The following is a 25,230-nucleotide window of genomic DNA, read 5'->3' as shown; positions in this document are numbered from 1 at the left end:
GGCACCGCCCCTCACGTCGCGACCACCTTAGCGGCCAGCTCGCCCTCGGCCAGTCGCACGCGCAGCGCGTCGCCCGTCGACACGTCGGCCGGCGCCCGCACCACGGCACCGTCGGCCGCCTGCACGATCGCGTACCCCCGCTGGAGGGTCGCCGCGGGCGACAGCGCCCGCAGCCGCGCCACGGTGTGGCGCAGGTCGTCGTCGGCCCGCTCCAGCCGGTAACCCAGCGTCCGGTGGGCGCGATGCCGCAGCGCGTCCACGTCCGCGGCGCGCTGATCCAGCATCGCGGTCGGATTCGCGAGTACGGGCCGGGAGCGCGCGGCGTCCAGGCGCTGCTGCTCGCGCGCGAGGTGGTGGCGCATCGCCCGCTCCAGCCGTCCCCGGGCGGTGGCGATGAGGCGCCGCTCCTCGGCGAGGTCGGGCACCACCCGCTTGGCCGCGTCGGTCGGGGTGGACGCCCGCACGTCGGCCACGAAGTCGATGAGCGGGACGTCCGTCTCGTGCCCGATCGCGGAGATCACCGGCGTACGGCAGGCGAAGATGGCCCGGCACAGCGCCTCGTCGGAGAAGGGCAGCAGGTCCTCGACCCCGCCGCCGCCCCGGGCCAGGATGATGACCTCGACGGCCGGGTCGGCGTCGAGCACCTTGAGCGCCTCGATGATCTGGGGCACGGCGGCCGGCCCCTGCACGGCCGTGTTGAGGATGCGGAACCGCACCGCCGGCCAGCGCCGGCGCGCGTTGTCGAGCACGTCGCGCTCGGCCGCGCTGGCCCGGCCCGTGACCAGCCCGACCGTGCCGGGAAGGAAGGGCAGCGGCCGCTTGCGCGCCCGGTCGAACAGGCCCTCGGCGGCCAGCAGCTTCTTGAGCTGTTCGAGGCGGGCCAGCAGTTCGCCGAGGCCCACCTGGCGGATCTCGTCGGCCCGCAGGGAGAACGTGCCCCGGCCGGCGAAGAAGTCCGGCTTGGCGTGCGCGACGACGCGGGCGCCCTCCTTCAGCTCCGGCGCGCCGAGGTCGAGCACGTCCCGATTGGTCGTGACCGTCAGGCTGATCTCGGCCGACGGGTCGCGCAGGGTCAGGAAGACCGTGCTCGTGCCCGGGCGCCGGGAGATCTGCGCCACCTGGCCCTCCACCCACACCCAGCCCAGCCGGGCGATCCACGCGGAGATCATCTGGCTCACGACGCGGACGGGCCACGGCTCCTCGGCCGTCGACTTCTTCTTCTCGGGTGTGGTCATCGCGGCTGAGCGTAACCGCGCGGTACGACGCGGGCCTTCCGATAGGTCTGTGTCCGATTGTCGCGGCGGTGGCCCGGATCACTCACCTCGGCGGCGCGTGCGGGCGCCCGTACCATGGGGGCGTGACCTCCAAGCGCGTACTCCTCGCCAAGCCCCGCGGCTACTGCGCCGGCGTCGACCGGGCGGTGCAGACGGTCGAAGAGGCCCTCAAGCTCTACGGCGCCCCCATCTACGTGCGCAAGCAGATCGTGCACAACAAGCATGTCGTCGCCACCCTGGAAGCGGCCGGCGCGATCTTCGTGGAGGAGAACGAGGAGGTGCCCGAGGGCGCCACCGTGATCTTCTCGGCCCACGGCGTGGCGCCCGAGGTCTACGAGCAGGCCCGCACGCGCAATCTCAAGGCGATCGACGCCACCTGCCCGCTGGTGACCAAGGTCCACCACGAGGCGCGTCGCTACGCCGCGCAGGACTACGACATCCTGCTCATCGGCCACGAGGGCCACGAGGAGGTCATCGGTACGGCCGGCGAGGCCCCCGCCCACGTGCAGCTCGTGGACGGCCCGGAGGGTGCCGAAAAGATCGAGGTCCGGGATCCGGCCAAGGTCGTCTGGCTGTCGCAGACCACCCTGTCGGTGGACGAGACCATGGAGACGGTCGCCCGGCTCAAGGAGCGCCTGCCGCTGCTCCAGTCGCCGCCCAGCGACGACATCTGCTACGCCACCCAGAACCGCCAGCAGGTCGTCAAGCAGATCGCCCCCGAGTGCGACGTGATGATCGTGGTCGGTTCCACGAACTCGTCGAACTCCCTGCGCCTGCGCGACGTGGCCCTCGACGCCGGCTCGCGCGCCAGCTACCTCGTCGACTACGCCCACGAGATCGACGACGCCTGGCTCGCGGGCGCCACGACGGTCGGCCTCACCTCGGGTGCCAGCGTCCCGGACGAGCTGGTCACCGAGGTCCTCGAGCGCCTCGCGGCGCAGGGTTTCACGGACGTCGACGAGGTCACCACCGTGCAGGAGAAGATCACCTTCTCCCTCCCGCAGGAACTCAAGCGCGACATGAAGGCCGCCGCGGCCCGCTGACCGCACGTGTTGTGATCGGGCGGTGACTGCGGGCAGCGCCCGGCCGCGCGACCCAATAGCATGGGTCGATGTCTGAAGCTCGTGAGACGGAGCCCGCGGTCCTGCCGCCGCCCCTGTCGGTGGCGGAGATCCTCGCCAAGCGCGAGGAGAACCCTGACGACTACGCGCACGTGCCCGAGGGATACCTGGCCGTGCACGAGGTCCGCTACGCGTGGCCGGTCGTGTGGATGATCGCGCCCGTCGCGGAGGCGAACGACGTACGGATCAGGACGGTCGAGACCTACGGGACGTGGGGCGGCACGTCATGGCGGGCCTACCAGAAGGACGACGTGCAGCGCGTGGCGGACGCCATCGCGGCGGGCACGGCGGTGGTGGAGCCCCGGTGGCGGCGCGACACGGTCGAGGGCCGGGCGGCGATCGACGAGTTCAAGCGCAACCGGGGGCACCGGCGCTTCTTCGAGCTGCTCGTGCCGACCGTCATCGTCACCTCGGTCGTGCTGCTGCTGGTGCTGCTGTTCGCCATGGGCTCCTGACGGTCACGGGTCCGGGGCCACCAGCTCCGGGGCCTGCGGCTGGCGCGGCGCGAGCTCGACCTGGGCCGGGGTCGGCAGCGGTTCGCCGGTGACCCCCAGGTCGGTGAAGCGGCGGGCGCTGACCAGGACCCGCGACTCCAGCGACCCGATCGCCCGGTTGTACGCGGTCACCGCACCCGACAGGGAGGAGCCCACCTTGGACAGGTGGTCGGCCAGGCTGGCCAGGCGCGTGTACAGCTCGCGGCCCAGGCGGTGGACCTCGACGGCGTGCTCCGTGAGCGCCTCCTGGCGCCACGAGTACGCGATCGTGCGCAGGAGCGCGACCAGGGTCGCCGGGGTGGCGAGCACGACGTTGCGGCCGAACGCCTGCTCCAGCAGGGTCGCGTCGCGGGCCAGGGCCGCGTCGAGGAACGGGTCCGCGGGCAGGAACAGGACCACGAACTCCGGGGACTGTTCGACCGAGGCCCAGTAGCGCTTGGCCCCCAGCGCCTCCACGTGCGCGCGCAGGTGGCGGGCGTGCTGGTCGAGGTGGTGGTCGCGGACCCGCTGGTCGCGCGCCTCCATCGCCGACAGGTACGCGTCCAGGGGCGCCTTGGCGTCCACCACGATCCGGCGGCCGCCGTAGAGCTGCACGATCAGGTCGGGTCGCTGGGTGCCCTGGTCGCCGCTGATGGACACCTGCTCGGCGAAGTCGCAGTGCTCCAGCAGGCCGGCCGCCTCGACGACCCGGCGCAGCTGGTGCTCTCCCCAACGACCGCGCACCTGCGGGCTGCGCAGGGCCGCCACGAGCTGGCCCGCCTCGGCGCGCAGCGCGGTGGACGCCTCGTGCACCTGCCCGAGCTGCGAGCGCAGCTCCGAGTACGCGCCGACGCGGGCGCGCTCCAACTCCGCCACGCGTTGCTCGTACCGCTGAAGGGTCTCGTGGAGCGGGGCGACCGCGCGCGCGACGGCCTCCTGCGACTGGGCCGTCGCCTCGAACGTCAGCGCGCGCATCGACTGCTCCAGCCGCGCCTCGCCGGCCTGCGAGGCGGCGAGCGTGGCCTCCAGCCGCGCCACCTGGACGGCCCCGCGCGAACGGGCACCGAGCACTCCGAGCGCGATGCCCACGGCCAGCCCCACCAGCAACAGCGTCACCTCAGTCACCACTTCAGCATGCGGTATGGGTGCGACGGGTATGTACCGTGGGCGAGGAATGGGAGGGCACATGTTCTGGGGTCGCAAGCGCCGCGAGCGGGAGCTGGCGGACGCGCGGGAAGAGGCACTGCGCTGGTACGAGCGCCTGGGCGGCCAGATCATGAACCTGCCCAAGCGCGACGACCCTGCGATCCAGCAGGCGCTCGTCGACGCCGGCGAGCGCTACAACGCGGCCGGCGCCCAGCTGGACCGGGCGACCACCCCGGCGCAGTACGGCCTGGCCCGGGAGACCGCGGTGGAAGGCCTGGCCTACATCCGGGCCGCCCGCGTCGCCATGGGCTTCGACCCCGGCCCCGACATCCCGCCGCTGGCGGGCCAGCGCCAGGCCGGCCAGATCACCCAGGAGAACGAGGTCCAGATCGAGGGCCGCCCGTTCCGCGCCTCGCCGCGACACAGCAACCGCACGCCCTACTACTACCCGGGCGGCATGGTGCAGGGCCGGCCGGTCCCAGGCGGCTGGTATTCGGAGCCCTGGTGGAAGACCGCCCTCGTGGCGGGCGCCTGGGGCGTCGGCTCCTTCCTCATCATGGACGCGCTGTTCAGTCCGGGCCTGTTCGGCTGGGACGGCGGCGGCTTCGCGGCCGGCCACGACGACGGCTTCCAGGACGGCCTCGACTACGCCGAGGACCACGGCTGGGACCCGGGCGGCGAGCAGGACGCGGCGGCAGACGCCGGAGGCGGCGATTTCGGCGGCTACGACTACGGCTCCGACTACGCCGGTGACTTCGGCGGCGGCGACTTCGGCGGCGGGGACTTCGGGGGGTTCTAAATCGGCGGACGATCGACCGCCGGGCGGCTAGCCTCGCTGCCATGACGCAGACGGTGGGTCGCGCGTCCCGCCTTCCCGAACGTCCCACGCTGGACGGTCTGGAGGAGGCCTGGGCGCGCCGGTGGCAGGAGGAGGAGACGTACGCGTTCGACCGGTCAGCTGACCGCGCCGACGTGTACTCGATCGACACCCCGCCGCCCACCGTATCCGGCGCCCTGCACATCGGACACGTCTTCTCCTACACGCAGACGGACATCATCGCCCGCTTCCAGCGCATGCGCGGCAAGGCCGTGTTCTACCCGATCGGCTGGGACGACAACGGCCTGGCCACCGAGCGCCGGGTGCAGTACCACTTCGGCGTGCGCTGCGACCCGTCGCTGCCGTACGACCCGTCGTTCGTGCCGCAGCCGGGCAGCGCGGAGCTGACGCCGATCTCGCGGCCCAACTTCGTGGCGCTGTGCCGCCAGCTCACCGAGGAGGACGAGCGGGCCTACGAGGCGCTGTGGCGGCGGCTGGGGCTCAGCTTCGACTGGTCGTACCAGTACACGACCATCGGGGACCGGGCCCGGCTGGCGTCGCAGCGGGCGTTCCTGCGGGCCCTGGCGCGCGGCGAGGCGTACACGGCCCAGGCGCCGACCCTGTGGGACACCACGTACGCCACGGCCGTGGCCCAGGCCGAGCTTGAGGACCGCGAGCGCCCCGGCGCGTACCACAGGATCGTCTTCCGCGGACCCGCCGGCGAGCCGATCGAGATCGACACGACGCGGCCGGAGCTGCTGCCCGCCTGCGTGGCCCTGGTCTGCCACCCGGACGACGACCGCTACGCGGGCCTCGTCGGCAGCGACGCGACCACGCCGGTGTTCGGCGTCGAGGTGCCCATCCGCGCCCATCACCTCGCCGACCCCGCCAAGGGCACGGGCATCGCCATGGTGTGCACGTTCGGCGACCTCACCGACGTGACCTGGTGGCGGGAGCTGGACCTCGCCACCCGCGTGATCATCGGCCGGGACGGCCGGCTGCTGCCCGACGCGCCCTCCGATGTGGACCCGGCACGCTATCAGCGCCTCGCCGGCCGCACGGTCAACGCCGCGCGCCGCGAGATCGTGGCGATGCTCGGCGACGCGCTCGTCGGCGAGCCCCGCCCCATCACCCACCCGGTGAAGTTCTACGAGCGCGGCGAGCGCCCGCTCGAGATCGTCGCGACCCGTCAGTGGTACATCCGCAACGGCGGCCGGGACCCGGACCTCAGGAAAGACCTCCTGGAGTACGGGCGGGCGCTCGCGTGGACGCCCGAGTACATGCGCCACCGGTACGAGCACTGGGTCAACGGGCTGGTCGGCGACTGGCTCATCAGCCGCCAGCGCTTCTTCGGCGTGCCGTTCCCGGTGTGGTATCCGCTCGGCGCCGACGGCGAACCGGACTACGAGCATCCGCTCATCCCCGACGAGTCGCGGCTGCCGGTGGACCCGACCACGGACGTGCCGGACGGCTTCACCGAGGCCGACCGGGGCCGGCCGGGCGGGTTCGTGGCCGACCCGGACGTCATGGACACCTGGGCCACCTCGTCGCTGACCCCGCAGATCGCGGGCGGCTGGTGCGTCGACGAGGACCTGTTCGCCCGGGTGTACCCGATGGACCACCGGGCCCAGGCCCACGAGATCATCCGGACCTGGCTGTTCGCCACGATCGTGCGGGCGCGGGCGGAGTTCGGGGCCCTGCCCTGGCGCTCTGCCGTGATCTCCGGCTGGATCCTCGACCCCGACCGCAAGAAGCTGTCCAAGTCCAAGGGCAACGCGGAGACCGGCCCGGCGCACTACCTGGACCGGTTCGGCTCCGACGGGGTGCGCTACTGGGCGGCGTCGGGCCGCCCCGGCGTCGACACGGCGCTCGACGAGGGCCAGATGAAGGTCGGCCGGCGCCTCGCCACCAAGATCCTCAACGCCACGAAGTTCGTCCTGGGGTTGGCGGCGAGCGGGTCCGCGCAGGTGAGCGAGCCGCTCGACGTCGCCATGCTCGGCGAGCTGGACGGCGTCGTGCGGGTGGCCACGGAGGCCATGGCCGCGCAGGACTACACGACCGCGCTCGCCGCCACGGAGACGTTCTTCTGGCGGTTCTGCGACGACTACATCGAGCTGGTCAAGGACCGCGCGTACGGGTCGGGTCCCGGGGCCGCGTCCGCCCAGGCGGCGCTGCTGCGGGGCCTTGACGTGCTGCTGCGGCTGCTCGCCCCCGTCCTGCCGTACGCGACCGAGGAGGCCTGGTCGTGGTGGCACGACGGCTCGGTGCACCGGGCGGCGTGGCCGGTCGCCGCCAACGAACCCGGCGACGCGGCCGGCCGCGGTGACGCGGGCGGTGGTGACGCAGGCGGTGGTGTGGCGGGCGGTGGTGAGGCCGGCTGCGGTGCTGCGGGCGACGCGCGTGGCGGAGTTGCTGCGGACGCGTTGTTCGCGCTGGCCGCCGAGGCGCTGGGGCAGATCCGCCGGGAGAAGTCGCGGCGCAAGCTGTCCATGCGCGCCGAGTTCGACCGGGTCTCGATCGCCGGGGGCGCCGACGACCTGGCCCTGCTCCGGGCGGCGGCGGGCGACCTGCGCGCGGCCGGTCGGGTGGGCACCCTCGACTGGCACCCCACCGCCGGCGCGTTGACGATCACTGTCGGCTGAACCGGCCCCACCCACTCTGGATCTTGGCACCAAAGCCCGGCTATAAGCGGCCTTTGGTGCCAAGATCCGCTAGGGGAGGGGGCGACGGCCGCGGTGTATCCGTCGGGTGGCGCGTCCGAACGGGCGCGGCGTTGGGCGCTCGCTACGTGGGGGACGTTGCCTCGTTGGGCCGGTGGGGCGAGCGTGTGGGGGCTACGTGCGGCGGTGGGTGTATGCGTGGGGGGCAGGCGAGGCCACGCCCACCGCCATCGCCATGGTCGGGGCGCTCGTGCTGCTGGGCGGCGTCATGCTGGCGGTGGCGGCGACCCGCTGGCGGCGAGGCGGCGCAAAGCGTCCCCGGTGAGCCGGTAGGGGATCCACTCGTCCAGCGCGGCCGCGCCCAGGGCCGCGTAGAAATCGCGGGCCGGGTTCCAGTTCAGCACCCACCAGTCCAGGCGGGCGTACCCGCGCTCGAGGCACAGTAGGGCGAGCGCGCGCAGCAGGGCCCGCCCCGCGCCGGTGCCCCGCGCGGTCGGCTGCACGTACAGGTCTTCGAGGTAGATGCCGTGCACGCCCGCCCAGGTGGAGAAGTTGAGGAACCACAGGGCAAAGCCGACCGGCTCGTCGGTGGCGGGGTCGACGGCGACGTGCCCGAACAGGGCCGGCGCCGCCCCGAACAGGGCGTCGCGCAGCTGCGCCTCGGACAGCAGGCACTGGTCGGCGGCGCGCTCGAAGTCGGCCAGCTGGTGCACCATAGCGACGACGGCGGGCACGTCCGATGGACGTACCCGCCGCACGGCGACAGCGGGGGTGCTCACCCCTGCTTCGTCTCCCAGAAGATCTTCGCGATCTCGTCGATCTTGGCGAGCAGCTCATCCGCCTTGGCGGGGTCGGTCGTGCCCTTGGCGCCGGCGGCACCCGCGAGCTTCGTGGCCTCGTTGAACAGCTGGTGCAGCTGCGGGTACTTCTCGAAGTGCGGGGCCTTGAAGTAGTCGGTCCACAGCACCCACAGGTGGTGCTTGACCAGCTCGGCCCGCTGCTCCTTGATGATGAGCGAGCGGGTGCGGAACTCGAAGTCCTCGTTGGCCAGGTACTTCTCGATGATGGCCTTGACCGACTCGGCCTCGATCCGGGCCTGCGCCGGGTCGTATACGCCGCAGGGCAGATCGCAGTGGGCGCTCGCGGTCGTACGCGGCGTAAGCATGCGTGGCAGTCGCATCAGGGACCCCTCCATGGAAGTTTGCGATGATCCTCCTAACGGACCCTACTCCCGACCGGGGTGGCCTACGCAGAGAGGCGCGTCGTGTTCGCCGTACTCGTCAAAGGTCCTTCCATGGCGCCCACGCTGCGCGACGGCGACGCGGTGCTGGCGCGCCGCGGCGGTCGCGAGCCGCGGCCGGGCGACGTGGTGCTGGGGCGGTTCCGCTCCCGACCGGAGCTTCTCGTGATCAAAAGGGTCGTACGCAGGGAAGGCGACGGCTGGTGGCTGGCGGGGGATAACCCGTATGCCAGCGACGACTCGGCAAGCTATGGTGTCGCGACCATCGAGGCCCGGGTCGTACTCCAGTGGTGGCCACGTTTCCGCTGGCGGTTATGCTCGGGGAAGGAAACGGGCGACCCCCGCTAATCGCATCGATCGCAATAAAAGTCGCGATAATCGTCAATGTCGACGTGGGGAGCACTCGTGACGTACGACACATCAATTTTTCAGGCGCATCGTGGTGGCAAACTGGCCACCCGCTCGACTGTCGCCCTCGCCTCGCGCGAGGACCTGTCCATCGCCTACACGCCCGGGGTCGCGCAGGTCTGCGAGGCCATCGCAGCCGACCCGGCGCTCGCCGACACCTACACCTGGGTGGGGCACACGGTCGCGGTCGTGACCGACGGCAGCGCGGTGCTCGGCCTGGGCAACATCGGCCCGCGCGCGGCGCTGCCCGTCATGGAGGGCAAGGCGGTCCTGTTCAAGCAGTTCGGTGACGTGGACGCCGTGCCGATCTGCCTGAACACGCAGGACACCGAGGAGATCATCGCCGCGGTGACCGCGCTGGCCCCGTCGTTCGGCGGCATCAACCTCGAGGACATCAGCGCACCCCGCTGCTTCGAGATCGAACGCCGCCTCGACGCCGCACTGGACATCCCGGTGTTCCACGACGACCAGCACGGCACCGCCATCGTGGTGCTGGCCGCCCTGCGCAACGCCGCACAGGTGCTCGACCGCAAGATCGAGGACCTGCGCGTCGTGGTCAGCGGGGCCGGCGCCGCCGGCAACGCGGTCGCCCGGATGCTGCTCACCGGCGGCGTGACCGACGTCATCGTGGTCGACTCGCGCGGCGTCATCCACGCCGGGCGCACCGACCTGCACCCGGAGAAGGCGTCCCTGGCGGCCGCCACCAACCCGCGCGGGATCACCGGCGACATCACCGCGGCCCTGCGCGGTGCCGACGTGCTCGTCGGCGTCTCCGGCGGCACGGTCGCCGAGCACGCCCTTGCCGGCATGGCACCCGGCGGCGCGATCTTCGCGCTGGCCAACCCCAACCCGGAGGTCCACCCGACCGTCGCGGCCCGCTACGCGGCCGTCGTCGCCACCGGGCGCAGCGACTTCCCGAACCAGATCAACAACGTGCTGGCGTTCCCGGGCATCTTCCGGGGCGCCCTGGAGGCCCGGGCCACCCGCGTCACCGACGGCATGAAGCTCGCCGCCGCCGACGCCATCGCCGCGGTCGCCGCCGAGGACCTCTCGATCGACGCCATCGTGCCCTCGGCCCTCGACCCCCGGGTCGCCCCGGCGGTGGCCTCGGTCGTCGCCGAGGTCGCCCGCCAGGAGGGTGTGACCCGGGCGGCGTGACGCCGCCGACGCGCGCCGCGACGGTCCCCCGGGGCCGTCGCGGCGCGCGTTACCGGGCTGGGTACGTAGCTGTGCCTGTCCTCATCGGACGTCCTCCAGCCTGTCCACGGGAATCCGGCGAGGCCCAAGCGAGCGTGGCGGGCGTTGTCGGCGACAAGCGAGTGTGCGAGTGACCACGGGGAACTCGTCGCGGTGCTTGCCGGCTGGTACGGTGGATGATCATGCGCGCGGTGTATGCGAATCAGATAGACCAGGACAACCCGCTCTCGTGCCTCACGGTCGGCGAGCGACCCGAGCCGGACCTGCCGGCGGGCGGGTGGACCACCGTCGACGTGCGGTTCAGTGCGCTGAATCACCATGACCTGTGGTCGCTGCGGGGGGTGGGGCTGCCCGCCGACCGGCTGCCCATGATCCTCGGCTGCGATGCCGCGGGCGTCGCGCCGGACGGGACCGAGGTGGTCGTCTATCCCGTCGTGGACGATCCGGCCGACCCGCGCGGGTTCTCGCTGCTGTCGGAGCGCCACCAGGGCACGCTGGCCGACCGGGTCGCCGTCCCGCAGGCGTGCCTCGTGCCCAAGCCCGCCGAGGTGTCCTTCGCCGACGCGGCCTGCCTGCCGACCGCCTGGCTCACGGCGTACCACATGCTCGTCTCCCGCGGCCGCGTAGCGGACGCGGACGCGGTGCTGGTGCAGGGCGCGGGCGGCGGGGTGGCCACGGCGGCGATCGTGCTCGGCGTCGCCCTGGGCAAGCGGGTGTACGCGACCAGTCGCGTGGCTGGCAAGCGCGAGCGGGCCGCCGAGCTGGGCGCCATGGCGGTCGAACCGGGCGCGCGGCTGCCCGAGCGGGTCGGCGTCGTGATCGAGACGGTCGGGGCGGCCACGCTTGACCACTCGCTCAAGTGCGCGGCGCCCGGCGCCCGCATCGTGGTGTCGGGCTCGACCTCGGGACACCTGGCGACCATCGACCTGCGACGGGTCTTCGCGATGCGCCTGGAGCTGCTCGGGGCGTCCATGGGCTCCCGGGACGAACTGGCCGCGCTACTGCGACTGTGTGCGGAGGGGCGCATCCGTCCGGTGGTGGACTCGGTCTTCCCGTTCGGCGACGCGCGGTCCGCGTTCGAGCGGTTGAGCTCCGGCGAGGTCTTCGGCAAGGTCCTGCTCGACCACACGCGGTGAGCTGACCGCGCCCCTTTACCACGAATCCCGGCCGGTCCCTTGTGGAGAGACGGAATCCGGCCAGTCGGGTGCACGGTTGCTGAGACGCCCACGATCCGGGCACAGTCGCGCGATGGTCGCGGCACGCCGTTCGCGGCCCGGATCCGGAAGGTACGACGCAATGGCGACATGGAACGACGTGGCCTCGTACGTGCGGGGCAAATACAAGATCTCCGACGAGCAGCCAAACATGATCAAGCTGGTCTTCGAGATGGACAACCTGCGCACCCAGGTGGTCGTGCTCTGGCACATCACCCTCGACGGGGACGAGAGCTGGGTGCAGATCGAGTCGCCGTTCGGCGAGATCGGCAACGTGAACCTGGCCCACGCCCTCCAGGCGGCGGCCAACATGGTCTGCGGCGGTATCGGGTTGTTCGGCAACCTGGTCACCTACCGGCACGCGGTACCGCTCGACAGCGTCAGCATCAGTGAGATCGAGCGCCCGCTGGCGCTGGTCACGACGACCGCCGACAAGCTCGAGCAGCAGCTCACCGGCGGCGACCAGTACTGACGGCTACCGCTGCTCCGACGGCGCCCGGTCGGCTTCCAGCACCCCGCGGGTCTGGATCGCGATCTCCAGCTCCTCGTCCGTGGGGACCACGCACACGGCGACCGGCGCGCCGTCGGGCGAAATGATCCGCTCGCCGGAGCGGGCCCCGTCGTCGCGATCCGGATCGACGGCGATGCCGAACGCGGTGAGCCCGGCGAGCGCCGCCGCGCGAACCGGGGCCGCGTTCTCGCCGACCCCGGCGGTGAAGGTCACGGCGTCGACCCGGCCGAGCAGCGCCGCGTACGCTCCCACGTACCCCTTGATGCGCTGGCAGTACATGTCGAACGCCAGCGTGGCCGCGGCGTCGCCCGCGTCCCGCCGCGCGATGATCTCGCGCATGTCGTTGTCCCCGGCCAGGCCGACCAGGCCGCTGCGCCGGTTGAGCAGTTCGTCGATCTGGTCGACGTCGAGGCCACCGACGCGACGCAGGTGAAAGATGATCGTCGGGTCGATGTCGCCGCTGCGGGTGCCCATCACCAGGCCCTCCAGGGGCGACATGCCCATGGACGTGATGAGGCTGCGCCCGCCCTTGACCGCGCACGCGCTGGCCCCGTTGCCGAGGTGCAACGTGATCACGTTGGTGTCGGTCACCTCGCGGCCGAGCAGCGCGGCCGTACGGCGTGACACGTACTCATGGGACGTGCCATGGAACCCGTACCGCTGGATGCCCCACCGGTCCGCCACGGACGTGTCGATGGCGTACGCGCGCGCCCAGGCCGGCATGGTCCGGTGGAAGGCCGTGTCGAAGACCGCGACCTGCGTCACGTCGGGCAACAGGCGGCGGGCCACCTCGATGCCGGTCAGGTTGGCCGGATTGTGGAGCGGGGCCAGCGGCACCAGGTCGCGCACCGCGGCGATCACCTCGTCGGTGACGATGGTCGGCGCGCTGAACCGGTCGCCGCCGTGCACGACACGGTGGCCCACGGCCGCGAGACCCGAGAGGTCCACACTGGACAGGATCGACGCCAGGGCGGCCTCGTGATCGGCCGGCCCGCCCGAGCCGACCCGCTCGACGAGTCCTTTGCCGGCGGTGTCGGATCCGTGGAACAGCCGCCACTTCACGGACGACGAGCCGCAGTTGAGCACCAGGATGCGCGACATGCCTCAGCCTTGGGCCTGGATCGCGGTGATCGCGATCGTGTTGATGATGTCGGGCACGGTCGCGCCCCGGGACAGGTCGTTCACCGGCTTGCGCAGGCCCTGCAGCACCGGCCCGACGGCCACGGCGCCGGCCGACCGCTGCACGGCCTTGTAGGTGTTGTTGCCCGTGTTCAGGTCCGGGAAGATCAGCACCGTGGCCTGGCCCGCCACGGCCGACCCGGGCAGCTTCGTGGCCGCCACGGCGGGGTCCACCGCCGCGTCGTACTGGATGGGCCCTTCCACGAGCAGCTCCGGCGCGCGCTCCCGGACCAGCTTCGTCGCCGCCGCCACCTTGTCAACGTCGGCGCCGCGCCCGGACGAGCCCGTCGAGTACGACAGCATCGCCACCCGTGGGGTGACGTTGAACCGGGCGGCGGTACGCGCGGAGGACAGCGCGATGTCGGCGAGCTGCTCGGCCGTCGGGTCGGGATTGATCGCGCAGTCGCCGTAGACGAGCACGTGATCGGCGAGGCACATGAAGAACACGGACGAGGCGACGCTGACCTCGGGAACCGTACGGATGATCTCGAAGGCGGGCCGGATCGTGTCGGCGGTCGGGTGCGTGGCGCCCGACACCATGGCGTCGACGCGGCCGGTGTGCACCAGCATCGTGCCGAAGTAGTTCACGTCGGTCACCGTGTCGAGCGCGTGGTCGAGGGTGACGCCCTTGGCGGCGCGCAGGCGCGCGTACTCCCGGGCGAACTCCTCCCGCAGCGGCGACGTGGCCGGATCGACCAGCTCCGCTCCGGAGATCTCCAGGCCCAGCTCGCGGGCGCGGCGCGAGATGTCGTCCGGGTGCCCGAGCAGCGTCAGGCGCGCCACGCCCCGGCGCAGGACCACCTCGGCGGCCCGCAGGATGCGCTCCTCACGGCCCTCGGGCAGCACGACGTGCCGCGGGTCGCGGCGGGCGCGGTCGATCAGCTCGTACTCGAACATGAGCGGCGTGACCCGGTCGGAGCGGGCCACGTCGAGCCGCTTGGACAGCTCCCGGCCGTCGACGTGCGACTCGAACAGGCCGAGAGCCACCTCGATCTTGCGCGGGTTGGCGGCGGTCAGCCGCCCTTCCAGCTCGGCCAGCGACGCGACCGTGGTGAAGCTGTCCTGGTCGACGGAGATCACCGGCAGGTCGGTGCGCAGCTTGCCGACGAGGTCGAGCACCCGCGCGTCCGGCACCTCGCCGAGCGTGAGCACCACCCCGGCCACGGACACCACCCCGGCCGCGTGCGCCGCGAACGTCGCCGTGACCAGGTCGTCCCGGTCGCCCGGGGTGATCACCACACCGCCGTCGGCGAGGTGGTCGAGAAAGACCGGCACGTGTGCCGCGCCCACCACGTACCGCAGCGCGTCGCGGGAGAACGCGTCGTCGTCGCCGAGGATCCGGCGCGCGCCCAGCGCCTGGGTGACCTCGGCCAGCGTCGGCGCGCTGATCGCCGGGTCGGCCGGCAGGGCGTAGACCGGCACCGGCGGCAGCGCCGCCGCGCCGAGGATGGCGTCGCGATCCGCGGGGGCGGTGCGGTTCGCGATGAGCGCGGCCACCGTCGTGCCCAGCTCAACCAGAGAGTGGTACGCGCTGCGCAGCGTGCCCGCGACCGTCTCCGGGGTCCGCCCGGCCCCGTCCACGACCCCGATGACGACCGCGCCGAACTCGCTGGCCAGCCGGGCGTTCATGGCGAGTTCCTCGTGTACGCCCGAGTCGCCGGCGTCCTGCCCGAAGTCCGAGCCCACGACCAGCACGGCGTCCGCGCCGTCGGTGACCTCGTGGTAGCGCTCGATGACCCGCGCCACGAACTGCTCGGCGCGGCCCTGGCTGAGCAGCGCGGCGGCGTCCGTGTACGTGGTGCCGAAACCCGCGTCGGTCAGCTGGAAGCGGTCGCGCAGCAGGGCCACGATGGGGTCGTCGGCGTCGCGGACCACCGGCCGGAACACGGCCAGGCGGTGTACCCGCCGCGACAGCAGCTGGGCGACGCCCAGCGCCACCGCCGACTTACCCCCGCCGGGCTCCAACCCGGTCACGTACACGCTGCGAGCCACCGTGGCCTCCTCGAAGATCCGCTACCAGGCTACGGTCGGCCATCCACGGATCAGGTGATAAGGCCGTTAGTCCTCATCCTCGTCATCAAGACGGGCCAGCCAGGTGGCGAGCCGCTCGATGGGAGTCTCGAACTCCGGGTTCAGGTCGACGAAGTCGCGCAGGCGCTCGGCCAGCCACTCGAAGCTGACCTCCTCGTCTCCGCGACGGGAGGCCAGTTCCTCGATGCCCCGGTCCGTGAAGTACATCAGGCGCTCCGGGGGAGGGCCGCCTCGATGAGGGCGGCCTGCTCGGCGTCGTGGGTCTTGGCCGAGCCGCCGGCCGGGGCGGCCGCGGCGGGCCGGGAGACCCGGCGCAGCGGGATGCCGTCGAGGTGCTCCAGCAGGTTGAGCGCGATGAACGACCAGCCACCCTGGTTGGCCGGCTCCTCCTGGACCCAGACGATGTCCTTGGCATTGCCGTAGCGGCGCAGCACCGCCTTGATCTCCTCGACCGGCAGCGGGTAGAGCTGCTCCAGTCGGACGATCGCGGTGTCCGTGATGCCCCGCTCGCCCCGCGCCTGCAGCAGGTCGTAGAAGACCTTGCCGGAGCAGAGCAGCACCCGCTCGACCTTCGCCGGATCCGGCGTGAAGTCGCCGAAGCCGGGGTCGTCCAGCACCGGCTGGAAGCCGCCCGTCGTGAAGTCGGCCACGGGCGACACGCACAGCCGGTGCCGCAGCAGCGACTTGGGGGTGAACACGATCAGCGGCTTCTTCTTCGGCGACAGCGCCTGGCGGCGCAGCAGGTGGAAGTAGTTCGCCGGGGTGGTCGGGATGGCCACCCGCATGTTGTCGTCGGCGCACAGCTGCAGGTAGCGCTCCGGGCGGCCGGACGTGTGGTCGGGGCCCTGACCCTCGTGACCGTGCGGCAGCAGCATCACGACCGACGAACGCTGGCCCCACTTCGCCTCGCCGGACGAGATGAACTCATCCACGATCGACTGCGCGCCGTTGGCGAAGTCGCCGAACTGCGCCTCCCACAGCACGAGCGCGTCGACGTTCTCCACCGAGTACCCGTACTCGAAGCCGAGCACGGCGAACTCGCTCAGCAGCGAGTCGTGCACGAAGAACCGCCCGCCCCCGGCCTCCGCGAGCGCATTGAGCGGCAGGTAGTCATCGCCTGTGCGCGCGTCCACCACGGAGGCGTGCCGCTGCACGAACGTGCCGCGCCGCGAGTCCTGGCCCGACAGCCGTACGGTGGCGCCGTTGCTGACCAGCGAACCGAACGCGAGGATCTCGCCGAAGCCCCAGTCGATGTCGCCCTCGGCGGCCATCTTGGCGCGCCGCTGCAGCAGCTGCATGACCCGCTTGTGCGGGGTGAAGCCCTCGGGCAGCTCCAGGTGCGCCTGACCGATGCGGGCGATCTCCGCGGCGGGGACGCCCGTCTCGATCACCGGTTCGGGTTCGATGCCCGCGGGGCGTACCGCGCGGCCCGGGCTGCTGCCCGCCGCGTCGCGGGTCGCCTTGAACACCTGCTCCAGCTGGCTCTGGAAGTCGCGCAGCGACTCCTCGGCCTCCTCGAGTGAGATGTCGCCCCGGCCGATCAGCTCCTCGGTGTAGATCTTGCGAACGGAGCGCTTGGTGTCGATGATCTGGTACATCAGCGGGTTGGTCATCGACGGGTCGTCACCCTCGTTGTGACCGCGCCGGCGGTAGCAGAGCATGTCAATGACGACGTCCTTGTTAAACGCCTGCCGGTACTCGAAGGCCAGCCGCGCCACCCGGACCACGGCCTCAGGGTCGTCCCCGTTCACGTGGAAGATCGGCGCCTGGATCATGCGCGCGACGTCCGTGGAGTACATGGAGGAGCGCGAGTACTCCGGGGCGGTGGTGAAGCCGACCTGGTTGTTGACCACGACGTGCACCGTGCCGCCCGTGCGGTAGCCGCGCAGCTGCGACAGGTTCAGCGTCTCCGCCACCACGCCCTGGCCCGCGAAGGCCGCGTCGCCGTGCACCATGAGCGGCAGCACGGTGTAGCCCTCCAGCTTGAGGTCGATGCGGTCCTGCTTGGCCCGCACGATGCCCTCCAGCACCGGGTCGACCGCCTCCAGGTGCGACGGGTTCGCCGTCAGCGACACCTTCGTGGTGTGCTCCCCGTCCGGGGTCGTGAACTTGCCGTTCTGGCCCAGGTGGTACTTCACGTCGCCGGAGCCGTGCGCCGACTTCGGGTCCAGGTGGCCCTCGAACTCGGAGAACACCTTCTCGTACGGCTTGCCGACGATGTTGGTGAGTACGTTGAGCCGGCCGCGGTGGGCCATGCCGATGACGACCTCGTCCAGCCCCGACTCGGCGGCCGCCTGCAGCACCTCGTCCATGAGCGGGATCAGCGACTCGCCGCCCTCCAGCGAGAAGCGCTTCTGCCCGACGTACTTGGTCTGCAGGAAGGTCTCGAACGCCTCGGCCCGGTTGAGCCGGTTGAGCACGTGCTTCTGCTCGTCCGTGGAGGGCTTGGCGTACTTGGTCTCGATGCGTTCCTGGATCCACTTGCGCTGCACCGGGTCCTGGATGTGCATGTACTCCACGCCGACCCGGCGGCAGTACGAGTCGCGCAGCACGCCGAGCACGTCGCGCAGCTTCATCTTCTGCTTGCCCGCGAAGCCGCCCACCGGGAACACGCGGTCGAGGTCCCACAGGGTCAACCCGTGCTGGATGACGTCCAGGTCGGGGTGGCGGCGGATCTCGAACTCCAGCGGGTTCGTGTCGGCCATGAGGTGGCCGCGCACCCGGTAGGCGTGGATCAGCTCCACGACCCGGGCCGCCTTGTCGATCTGCCCTTCGGAGGTCTTGGCGACGTCGCGGGTCCAGCGCACCGGCTCGTACGGGATGCGCAGCGACATGAAGATCTCGTCGTAGAAGTCATGCTCGCCGAGCAGCAGCTCGTGGATGACCTTGAGGAACTCGCCGGACTGCGCGCCCTGGATGATGCGGTGGTCATAGGTGCTGGTCAGGTTCATGACCTTGCTGACGGCGAAGTCGGCGAGCTGCTCGTCGCTCATGCCCGCGAACGGGGCCGGGTGCTCCATCGCGCCGACGCCGAGGATCGTGCCCTGGCCGGTCATGAGGCGCGGGATCGAGTGCACCGTGCCGATGCCGCCGGGGTTGGTCAGCGAGATCGTCGTCCCGGCGTAGTCGTCCATGGTCAGCTCGTTGCGCCGGGCCCGCCGCACGATGTCCTCGTACGCCTGCCAGAACTGGCGGAAGTCCATCGTCTCGGCGGCCTTGATCGACGGTACGACCAGGGTGCGGGAGCCGTCCGGCTTCACCAGGTCGATCGCGAGGCCGACGTTGACGTGCTCCGGGGTGATCATCGTCGGCTTGCCGTCGGTGACCGCGAAGGAGTTGTTCATCTCCGGGTGGGCCACGACCGCCTTCACCATGGCGTACCCGATGAGGTGCGTGAAGCTGACCTTGCCGCCGCGGCCGCGCGTCAGGTGGTTGTTGATCACAATGCGGTTGTCGGAGACCAGTTTGGCGGGCACGGCGCGCACGCTCGTGGCGGTCGGCACGGTCAGCGACGCGTCCATGTTCTGGACGATCTTGCTGGCCACGCCCCGCAGCGGGGTGACCTTGGGACCCTTGGCCGGCTCCGCCTTCTTCGCGGGCGCGGGCTTCGGGGCGGTGGTCGGCTTGGCCGGTGCCTCGGAACTCACTGTGGCGGCGCTCGCGGCCGGCGCGGTCGCCGTCCGGCCCGCGTTGGCCGACGGGGCCGGGATGTCCGGCGTCGTGCCGGCCGCCGGGACCGCGGGCGCGGTGGACTTGGCGGCGGCCTTCACGGCCGAGGTGCTCGCCGGACCGGCGGCGTCGCCGCCTGGTTTGTAGTCGTGGAAGAAGTCGTGCCACGCTGGGTCGACGCTCGTGGGGTCGGCCAGGTAGCGCTGGTACATGTCCTCGACGATCCACTCGTTGGGCCCGAAGCCCACCAGAGGATTGTCCTGCGAGTTTGTCGCTTGGGTCGACACGGCCCTAATCGCCTCTTCCACCGAACACGGCTCCGCCACGGCGGCGGGATCTGAATGCGGGTTAAAGGCTACGCGTTAGCGTCCGTCCCGGCATCGCGGCCAGCGTCTCGTGTCGTGGTTCACACCGGAGCAATGGCGATCCAGGTGCTTGACGCCCTGGCCAGTGGCGCGCCCGTCGGGTCGTACAGCGTCGTCCTGACCCGGGCTTTCCTGCCCTCCTCGCCGAGCACCTCGCCCATGATCACGCACTGGCTGCCCGGTTCCGGAGCCTTTGCGACGCTCGCCGTGATGCGCCCGAGAACGTACGGGCGGGCCTCCAGCGGCACGGCCCAGCCGCCCGGGCAGTCCAGCGCCGCCCAGACCAGGGTCTCGTCCACGTCGCCGGGCACGAGCCAGGGCGCCGCCGTGCGGGTGGCGTCCACCCGGCCGGGGAACAGCCGCAGCCCGTCGCCGGGCGCCCGGTCGGGCCCGCACACGAAGCACGTCGGGAACGGGTGGCTCGTCAGCCCGCTGTAATGCCGCGACGCCGCCACGGCGGCGGCCCACGACACGGGCGCGACCAGCGCCTCGTCACCCAGCTCGGCGGGCGCCGCGTCCGCCACGAGCCGCCCCTCCGGGTCGGTGAGCGCCACCCCGGCGTCCGTGGGCGCCACGTCGAGCGGTGTGTCCAGCGGCGGCGGCCGGCGCAAGGTCACCACAGCCCCGCCCGGCGCGGCCAGTTCGCGGGCCAGCAGGCCCGCCGTGTACCCGCCATTGGCGGACCCGGGCGGCCCGTTGAACCGCCAGTCAATGACCATGTCCCGCACCACGCCCTGATGGTATGCCGCCCGCCGCCCCCAAGATCCCGACGTTTGGGTGGTTCCGCGCGGAATCGGGCCCCTCCATGGGGCGCGAAACCACCCAAACGTCGGAGCGCGCGGGCGCGCGGGCGGGCGGGGCGCGGGCGGGCGGGGTGGGCGGGGGCGGCGCGTCAGCGGCCGACGGCCCTTTCCAGCTCGGACTTCGTCATCTGGCTGCGGCCTCGGATGTTCTTCCTTTTGGCCTCCTCGTAGAGCTGGTCGCGGGTGCGGCCGGCGGCGCCCTTGTGGGAGCGCAGGCCGCCGCGACGGCCGGAGGAGATGTCCTGCTTCGACAGCTTGCTGGACGTCCGGGCCTCGCCGGCGCGTGCCCGCTCCTTGTTCACCGTGCGGGCGGCGATCTCCTTGGCGGTGTCCTCGGACTCGCCCCGCTCCTCGGCGCTCTCCTTGATGTGCTCGTACTGCCGTTCGCGCTTCTTGTTCCACGCCTGCTGCGGCATGACGCCCTCCTGTTGAACGCGGACTCCGTCAACCACCCCCTGCCCCCGCCCAACCGTCACGAAACGCCCGCACCCCCCTCGCCGGGTGCGCACCTGGGCGGCTACGCGGTGACCCGGATGCCGCCCAGGTGCGCACCTTGTCAGCTGGGTTCGCTCGGGGAGTGGGGGGTGCGGGAGTGGGGGGTGCGGGAGAGGGCGGAGGGCCACCAGACGCGGCGGCCCACGTCCAGGGAGAGGGCCGGGACGATCAGGGTGCGGACGATCAGGGTGTCCAGCAGGACGCCCAGGGCGACCACGATGCCGATCTGCATGAGCGACACCAACGGCAGCACCGTGAGCACCGCGAACGTCGCGGCGAGCACGATGCCGGCGCTGGTGATCACCCCGCCGGTCACCGTCAGGGCGTGCAGGACGCCCTCCCGGTGGCCGAGCGTGGCCGCCTCCTCGCGGACCCGGGTCATCAGGAAGATCGTGTAGTCCACGCCGAGCGCCACAAGGAAGAGGAACGCCAGCAACGGCATGGTCAGGTCGATCTTCGGGTACCCGAGCGCGTTGAAGATCAGTGCCGCCCCACCGAGCGCGGCGCCGAAGGACACCACCACGCTCGCGATGAGCAGCAGCGGCGCGACGACCGCGCGCAGCAGGATCACGAGCACGAGGAACACCACGATCAGGATCAGCGGAATGACCAGGCGGTTGTCGTCCGCCGCGGCCCGCTCGGTGTCGAGCTGGACGGCGGTGTCCCCGCCGACGAGCGCGTCCGAGCCGGGCACGGCGTGCGTCGCGGCCCGGATCGCGTCCACCGCCCGCGCGGCGGCCTCGCTGTCCGGCGGGTCGGCGAGGACCGCGTCGACCCGTACCCACGTGCCGTCGCGCGAGGTCACCGGGTCCTGGACGGTCGCGACCCCGGGGACCGTGCGGACGGCGGCAACGACCGGGTCCGTCGCCGAGGCGCGGGCGATGACCTGCACCGGCGAGGACGTGCCGCCCGGGAAGTGGGCCTCCACGAGGCGCCCGCCGGTCACCGAGCCGACCTCTTTGGTGAACTGCTCGGACTCGGGCAGGCCCAGGCTCAGGTTGGTCACGCCGATCGTCAGGGCCAGCAGCGCCGCTGTCGTGAGGGTCCACAGCATTCGCGGCCGGCGGCCGACCAGGCCGGCCACCCGGCCCCAGATGCCGTGCTCCTCGGCGACGTCGTGCGCGGCCGCGTCCTCGGCGTAGCGCGGCACGAAGGGCCAGAACAGCCACCGCCCGCAGATCACCAGCAGGGCGGGCAGCAGGGTGATCATCGAGACGAGGCCGGCGGCGACGCCGATCGCGCCGACCGGGCCGAGCCCGCGAAGGCTGTTGAGCTGGGCGGCGAGCAGGCACAGCAGGCTGATGGTGACCGTGGCCGCGGACGCCAGGATGGCCGGGGACGACCGGCGCAGGGCCTCCTTCATGGCGTCGTGGCGGTCGCGGTGGCGGCGCAGTTCCTCCCGGTAGCGGGCGATGAGCAGCAGGGCGTAGTCCGTCCCCGCGCCGAACACGAGGACGGTCATGATGCCCTGCGACTGCCCGTTGACGGTCAGGTCGGCGTACTTGGCCAGCAGGTAGACGGCCGCGGTCGCCAGCTGGCTCGCGATGCCCACCGTGAGCAGCGGGATGATCCAGAGCACGGGGCTGCGGTACGTGATGAGCAGCAGCACCGCGACCACGCCGGCCGTGACGAACAGCAGCGTCGTGTCGATGCCTGCGAACGCGTCCACGACGTCGTCGACGGCACCGGCCGGACCGGTCAGGGCCGCCTGCAGGCCGGGCTCCCCGCCGGTACCCAACTGATTTTTGATCTTTTCGATGGACGCGTCCCGCACCTCCTCGTCGCCGGCGACCGGGAACGAGACGATCGCGGCCTGGCCGTCCTCGCTCTCGATGAGCGGGCTGACCCGGCCGCCCTCGGCGAGCGCGGCGAATGACGCGGCGTCCGCGCCGGCCTTGGCCTTGTCGGCCGCGGTGAGGCCGGTGTCGCGCGCGTAGACGACGACCGCGACGAGCTGTTCGGCGCCCGCGAACTCCGCGCTCGCGCGCTCGTACGCCTGGGTCGCCTCGGCGCTGTGCGGCAGGAAGCTGACGGCGTTGTTCGTCGTGACGTCGCTGAGCTTGCTGGCCAACGGCGTGGCGATGCCCGCGATGGCGGCCCAGATGAGCACCACCACCCACTTCGACCAGCGGCCGGCGACGGCGCCGGACGGAAACCTTGCAGACATGACCGTCCTTAGGGGGAGTTGATCGGCAGAGCGTATTCGGAGCCCGTGCGGAAACGGATTGGGTGTCGCGATGTATCGCGTGTACGATACGATGTATCGCGACGTCAGTTACCCCCAGGCGCGGAGGCCAACCATGACAACCCGGACCATCCACGAACCCCAGCGACTACCGCTTGACGGCGATGTTTCCCGCCTGGATGTGTGGCTCGCCGCGGGCCGGCTCAACGTGGTCGGCACGGACGGCCCGCCGAGCGTCACCGTCAAGCTCGTCGGCCGCAAGGGCCTGACCGTCAGCCACGAGAACGGGGAACTGTCCGTCCGCCACGAGATCGCCCCGTCCCGCCTGCGCCCGATCGTCGGCTGGTGGCTCTTCGGCGGCAAGCGGCGCTACAACGCCGACGTGACGATCGCCGTCCCGACGACCGCGGCCGCCAGCCTCACGCTGATCTCCGGCAGCCTGACAGCCTCCGGGCTGCGCGACGGCGTCGACGCGGACGTGATCAGCGGTTCCATCACCCTGCTGGGACTCGGCGGGCGGGTGCGCGCCAAGACGGTGTCCGGCTCCGTGGAAGCCCTCGGCGTCGGCGGCGACCTGCTCATGGAGACCGTGTCCGGCGAGATCGTCCTCGGTGACTCCTCGGCCGACCGGGTCAAGGCGCGCACCATCTCCGGCTCGGTCACCTGTGACCTGGACAACCCGAAGGCGCGCGACATCCGGGTCGACACCACCTCCGGCGAGATCGTCGTCCGGGTCCCGGAGAACGCCGACCTGCAGGTCGACCTCAACGCCACGAGCGGCCGGGTCTCCAGCGCCTTCCCGCAGATCGCGAGCCAGGGGCTGCCCGGCGCCCGGTACGCGCGGGGCCGCCTCGGCGCGGGCACCGGCCAGCTGTCCGCCTACGCGGTGTCTGGCAACGTATCGCTCCTGGCGCGACCGACCGAGGACTTCTCTGAGGAGGATCAGGCATGAGTGCGGTGTTCAGCCACGGCCGGCTGAGGTTGTACCTGCTCAAGCTGCTGGGCGGCGGTCCCAAGCACGGGTACGAGCTGATCCGCCTGCTCGAGAACCGTTTCCTCGGCCTGTACGCGCCCTCCGCCGGCACCATCTATCCGCGCCTCGCCCGGATGGAGGCCGACGGCCTGGTCACCCACACGGCCGCCGGCGGCCGGAAGGTGTACGAGATCACTGAGGCCGGCCGGGCGGAACTGGCCCAGCGGGCCGACGAGCTGGCCGCCCTGGAAGCCGAGATCCACGCCTCCGTGGCCGACCTGGGGGCGGTCGCCGAGCAGATGGAGCAGGGCGTGCGGGGTTCCGCGCGCGACCTCAAGAAGGAACTGCGGGCGGCCGCCCGGCAGGTGCAGGGACCGCGTACCCAGGACTGGAAGCAGTGGCGCGCCGAATGGGAGCGCGGCACGCGCGAGCCGGCGCCCGCCCCGCCCGCGGCGGCCGGGGCCGGCACGGAGGTCGAGCGGGCCGCCGACCTGCTCGTCGCCGAGGTGCGGGACGCGGTGGCGAGAGGGCAGGGCACGCCAGATAATCTTCGAGTGGCCGCCGCGTTGATCGACTCGGTCCGCGACCAGGTGCGCCGCCTGATCGGTGGGTAGGCGCGGGAGTACCGTCAAGAGGATGGTCGCTCTCCCAGGAACTTCCCAGAGAAAGCCAAGCCCTGGCACAGCCGACCGCGCCAGGATGGTGGCCATGGGAGTCACGGACGGTGTGGTGCAATCCGGGGTCACCGCCTCGTCGGGCCCCCGGTTCGGAGAAGCGCAGGCTCGCGCGCGGCTGCTCGTGGTGGAGGATGATCCAAACATCCTGGAGCTGCTCTCAGCGAGCCTGCGCTTCGCCGGGTTCACGGTCAGCACGGCCACCAACGGCGCCGACGCGGTCAGCGTCGCCCGGGCCGACAAGCCGGACCTCATGGTCCTGGACGTGATGCTGCCCGACCTCGACGGCTTCGAGGTCATCCGCCGCCTGCGCGACAACGGCGTGCGGACGCCCGTGGTCTTCCTCACCGCGCGCGACGGCACGGAGGACAAGGTCCGCGGCCTCACCCTCGGCGGCGACGACTACGTGACCAAGCCGTTCAGCCTCGAAGAGCTGACGGCCCGCATCCGCGCCGTGCTCCGCCGCACGATCGGCGAGCAGGAGGACACCTCCCGCCTGACGTTCGCCGACCTCGAACTCAACGAGGAAACCCACGAGGTACGCCGGTCCGGCGAGCGCGTGCTGCTGTCCCCGACCGAGTTCAAGCTGCTGCGTTACCTCATGCGCAACGCCGGCCGCGTGCTCAGCAAGGCGCAGATCCTCGACCACGTCTGGCAGTACGACTTCCGCGGCGACGACGGCATCGTCGAGTCCTACATCTCGTACCTTCGCCGAAAGGTCGACAACGTCGAGCCGCGGCTGATCCACACCCTCCGCGGCGTCGGGTACGTCCTACGCCTGCCGTCCTGAGCATC

At 71.7% G+C, this 25,230-nt stretch carries 22 protein-coding genes; 11 read left to right on the top strand and 11 right to left on the bottom strand.

All coding sequences use genetic code 11. The annotated features are described in order from the left end of the window. Positions 1 to 11: 11 nt before the first annotated feature. Entirely contained in the window at positions 12 to 1,235 is a 1,224-nt protein-coding gene (xseA, locus tag ABD191_RS00335; protein WP_344075439.1) for an exodeoxyribonuclease VII large subunit, read from the bottom strand. Positions 1,236 to 1,357: 122 nt separating this feature from the next. On the opposite strand from xseA, the gene ABD191_RS00330 reads away from it, so the two are divergent. Beyond that, on the top strand, positions 1,358 to 2,317 hold the full coding sequence (locus tag ABD191_RS00330) for a 4-hydroxy-3-methylbut-2-enyl diphosphate reductase (protein WP_344075437.1): 960 nt from the start codon (positions 1,358 to 1,360) through the stop codon (positions 2,315 to 2,317). A gap of 68 nt (positions 2,318 to 2,385) precedes the next feature. Then, positions 2,386 to 2,850 (top strand): hypothetical protein, encoded by a 465-nt coding sequence (locus tag ABD191_RS00325; RefSeq protein ID WP_344075435.1) that lies wholly within the window; start codon positions 2,386 to 2,388, stop codon positions 2,848 to 2,850. 3 nt (positions 2,851 to 2,853) lie between these two features. Here the strand turns inward: ABD191_RS00325 and rmuC are convergent, their stop codons facing one another. After that, positions 2,854 to 3,993, bottom strand: coding sequence for a DNA recombination protein RmuC (gene rmuC / locus ABD191_RS00320; RefSeq protein WP_344075433.1), 1,140 nt, complete (start codon positions 3,991 to 3,993; stop codon positions 2,854 to 2,856). A gap of 61 nt (positions 3,994 to 4,054) precedes the next feature. On the opposite strand from rmuC, the gene ABD191_RS00315 reads away from it, so the two are divergent. After that, positions 4,055 to 4,813 (top strand): hypothetical protein, encoded by a 759-nt coding sequence (locus tag ABD191_RS00315; RefSeq protein WP_344075431.1) that lies wholly within the window; start codon positions 4,055 to 4,057, stop codon positions 4,811 to 4,813. Between the two features lie 41 nt (positions 4,814 to 4,854). Next, positions 4,855 to 7,473 (top strand): valine--tRNA ligase, encoded by a 2,619-nt coding sequence (gene valS, locus ABD191_RS00310; protein WP_344075429.1) that lies wholly within the window; start codon positions 4,855 to 4,857, stop codon positions 7,471 to 7,473. A 284-nt stretch (positions 7,474 to 7,757) separates the two neighbouring features. Here valS and ABD191_RS00305 read toward each other — a convergent pair whose 3' ends face one another. Beyond that, the gene (locus tag ABD191_RS00305) at positions 7,758 to 8,207 is read right to left on the bottom strand and encodes a GNAT family N-acetyltransferase (protein WP_344076105.1); all 450 of its coding nucleotides are present in this window, start codon (positions 8,205 to 8,207) and stop codon (positions 7,758 to 7,760) included. A gap of 59 nt (positions 8,208 to 8,266) precedes the next feature. Then, positions 8,267 to 8,671, bottom strand: a complete 405-nt coding sequence (gene sodN / locus ABD191_RS00300) for a superoxide dismutase, Ni (RefSeq protein ID WP_344075428.1) — start codon at positions 8,669 to 8,671, stop codon at positions 8,267 to 8,269. Positions 8,672 to 8,731: 60 nt separating this feature from the next. Here sodN and ABD191_RS00295 point away from each other — a divergent pair, with 60 nt between their 5' ends. From ABD191_RS00295 to ABD191_RS00280, 4 genes are all read left to right on the top strand, one after another. Beyond that, positions 8,732 to 9,079: a S24/S26 family peptidase gene (locus ABD191_RS00295; RefSeq protein ID WP_344075426.1), complete on the top strand. Its 348-nt coding sequence runs from the start codon at positions 8,732 to 8,734 to the stop codon at positions 9,077 to 9,079. A 57-nt stretch (positions 9,080 to 9,136) separates the two neighbouring features. Then, complete coding sequence (locus ABD191_RS00290; protein ID WP_425560613.1) at positions 9,137 to 10,297, top strand: NAD(P)-dependent malic enzyme; 1,161 nt, start codon at positions 9,137 to 9,139, stop codon at positions 10,295 to 10,297. Between the two features lie 221 nt (positions 10,298 to 10,518). Beyond that, on the top strand, positions 10,519 to 11,472 hold the full coding sequence (locus ABD191_RS00285) for a zinc-binding dehydrogenase (RefSeq protein ID WP_344075422.1): 954 nt from the start codon (positions 10,519 to 10,521) through the stop codon (positions 11,470 to 11,472). Positions 11,473 to 11,632: 160 nt separating this feature from the next. Then, positions 11,633 to 12,022, top strand: coding sequence for a hypothetical protein (locus ABD191_RS00280; RefSeq protein ID WP_344075419.1), 390 nt, complete (start codon positions 11,633 to 11,635; stop codon positions 12,020 to 12,022). A 3-nt stretch (positions 12,023 to 12,025) separates the two neighbouring features. Here the strand turns inward: ABD191_RS00280 and ABD191_RS00275 are convergent, their stop codons facing one another. The 7 genes from ABD191_RS00275 to ABD191_RS00245 form a co-directional block, all read right to left on the bottom strand. Beyond that, positions 12,026 to 13,162 carry an acetate kinase gene (locus ABD191_RS00275; RefSeq protein WP_344075417.1) on the bottom strand — a complete coding sequence of 379 codons (1,137 nt, stop codon included), beginning with the start codon at positions 13,160 to 13,162 and terminating at the stop codon, positions 12,026 to 12,028. A 3-nt stretch (positions 13,163 to 13,165) separates the two neighbouring features. Then, entirely contained in the window at positions 13,166 to 15,232 is a 2,067-nt protein-coding gene (pta, locus tag ABD191_RS00270; protein WP_344075415.1) for a phosphate acetyltransferase, read from the bottom strand. A gap of 66 nt (positions 15,233 to 15,298) precedes the next feature. Beyond that, positions 15,299 to 15,478 (bottom strand): DUF6104 family protein, encoded by a 180-nt coding sequence (locus ABD191_RS00265; RefSeq protein ID WP_344075412.1) that lies wholly within the window; start codon positions 15,476 to 15,478, stop codon positions 15,299 to 15,301. Continuing rightward, positions 15,478 to 19,227 (bottom strand): multifunctional oxoglutarate decarboxylase/oxoglutarate dehydrogenase thiamine pyrophosphate-binding subunit/dihydrolipoyllysine-residue succinyltransferase subunit, encoded by a 3,750-nt coding sequence (locus ABD191_RS00260; RefSeq protein WP_344075410.1) that lies wholly within the window; start codon positions 19,225 to 19,227, stop codon positions 15,478 to 15,480. The genes ABD191_RS00265 and ABD191_RS00260 overlap by 1 nt, the downstream gene beginning before the upstream one ends. A gap of 119 nt (positions 19,228 to 19,346) precedes the next feature. Further along, the gene (locus ABD191_RS00255; RefSeq protein ID WP_344076103.1) at positions 19,347 to 20,024 is read right to left on the bottom strand and encodes a hypothetical protein; all 678 of its coding nucleotides are present in this window, start codon (positions 20,022 to 20,024) and stop codon (positions 19,347 to 19,349) included. A 173-nt stretch (positions 20,025 to 20,197) separates the two neighbouring features. Beyond that, positions 20,198 to 20,524: a plasmid stabilization protein gene (locus ABD191_RS00250; protein ID WP_344075408.1), complete on the bottom strand. Its 327-nt coding sequence runs from the start codon at positions 20,522 to 20,524 to the stop codon at positions 20,198 to 20,200. A gap of 140 nt (positions 20,525 to 20,664) precedes the next feature. Beyond that, positions 20,665 to 22,770 carry an MMPL family transporter gene (locus ABD191_RS00245; protein ID WP_344075406.1) on the bottom strand — a complete coding sequence of 702 codons (2,106 nt, stop codon included), beginning with the start codon at positions 22,768 to 22,770 and terminating at the stop codon, positions 20,665 to 20,667. Positions 22,771 to 22,903: 133 nt separating this feature from the next. Here ABD191_RS00245 and ABD191_RS00240 point away from each other — a divergent pair, with 133 nt between their 5' ends. The 3 genes from ABD191_RS00240 (at position 22,904) to ABD191_RS00230 (ending at position 25,225) form a co-directional block, all read left to right on the top strand. Next, entirely contained in the window at positions 22,904 to 23,740 is an 837-nt protein-coding gene (locus ABD191_RS00240; protein ID WP_344075404.1) for a DUF4097 family beta strand repeat-containing protein, read from the top strand. Next, positions 23,737 to 24,375, top strand: coding sequence for a PadR family transcriptional regulator (locus ABD191_RS00235; RefSeq protein ID WP_344075402.1), 639 nt, complete (start codon positions 23,737 to 23,739; stop codon positions 24,373 to 24,375). The genes ABD191_RS00240 and ABD191_RS00235 overlap by 4 nt, the downstream gene beginning before the upstream one ends. 94 nt (positions 24,376 to 24,469) lie before the next feature. Beyond that, positions 24,470 to 25,225, top strand: a complete 756-nt coding sequence (locus tag ABD191_RS00230; RefSeq protein WP_344075401.1) for a response regulator transcription factor — start codon at positions 24,470 to 24,472, stop codon at positions 25,223 to 25,225. Positions 25,226 to 25,230 lie beyond the last annotated feature (5 nt).

This window comes from Luedemannella helvata (genome assembly GCF_039528415.1).
In the GTDB taxonomy this organism is placed as follows: domain Bacteria; phylum Actinomycetota; class Actinomycetes; order Mycobacteriales; family Micromonosporaceae; genus Luedemannella; species Luedemannella helvata.
This window is presented reverse-complemented; position numbering and strand designations above follow the sequence as displayed.

Coding starts and splice junctions, on each gene's coding strand:
- xseA (WP_344075439.1), bottom strand. CDS start 1,235: ATGACCACACCCGAGAAGAAGAAGTCGACGGCCGAGGAGCCGTGGCCC.
- ABD191_RS00325 (WP_344075435.1), top strand. CDS start 2,386: ATGTCTGAAGCTCGTGAGACGGAGCCCGCGGTCCTGCCGCCGCCCCTG.
- ABD191_RS00315 (WP_344075431.1), top strand. CDS start 4,055: ATGTTCTGGGGTCGCAAGCGCCGCGAGCGGGAGCTGGCGGACGCGCGG.
- valS (WP_344075429.1), top strand. CDS start 4,855: ATGACGCAGACGGTGGGTCGCGCGTCCCGCCTTCCCGAACGTCCCACG.
- ABD191_RS00305 (WP_344076105.1), bottom strand. CDS start 8,207: ATGGTGCACCAGCTGGCCGACTTCGAGCGCGCCGCCGACCAGTGCCTG.
- sodN (WP_344075428.1), bottom strand. CDS start 8,671: ATGCGACTGCCACGCATGCTTACGCCGCGTACGACCGCGAGCGCCCAC.
- ABD191_RS00285 (WP_344075422.1), top strand. CDS start 10,519: ATGCGCGCGGTGTATGCGAATCAGATAGACCAGGACAACCCGCTCTCG.
- ABD191_RS00280 (WP_344075419.1), top strand. CDS start 11,633: ATGGCGACATGGAACGACGTGGCCTCGTACGTGCGGGGCAAATACAAG.
- ABD191_RS00275 (WP_344075417.1), bottom strand. CDS start 13,162: ATGTCGCGCATCCTGGTGCTCAACTGCGGCTCGTCGTCCGTGAAGTGG.
- ABD191_RS00265 (WP_344075412.1), bottom strand. CDS start 15,478: ATGTACTTCACGGACCGGGGCATCGAGGAACTGGCCTCCCGTCGCGGA.
- ABD191_RS00255 (WP_344076103.1), bottom strand. CDS start 20,024: ATGGTCATTGACTGGCGGTTCAACGGGCCGCCCGGGTCCGCCAATGGC.
- ABD191_RS00250 (WP_344075408.1), bottom strand. CDS start 20,524: ATGCCGCAGCAGGCGTGGAACAAGAAGCGCGAACGGCAGTACGAGCAC.
- ABD191_RS00245 (WP_344075406.1), bottom strand. CDS start 22,770: ATGTCTGCAAGGTTTCCGTCCGGCGCCGTCGCCGGCCGCTGGTCGAAG.
- ABD191_RS00240 (WP_344075404.1), top strand. CDS start 22,904: ATGACAACCCGGACCATCCACGAACCCCAGCGACTACCGCTTGACGGC.
- ABD191_RS00235 (WP_344075402.1), top strand. CDS start 23,737: ATGAGTGCGGTGTTCAGCCACGGCCGGCTGAGGTTGTACCTGCTCAAG.
- ABD191_RS00230 (WP_344075401.1), top strand. CDS start 24,470: ATGGGAGTCACGGACGGTGTGGTGCAATCCGGGGTCACCGCCTCGTCG.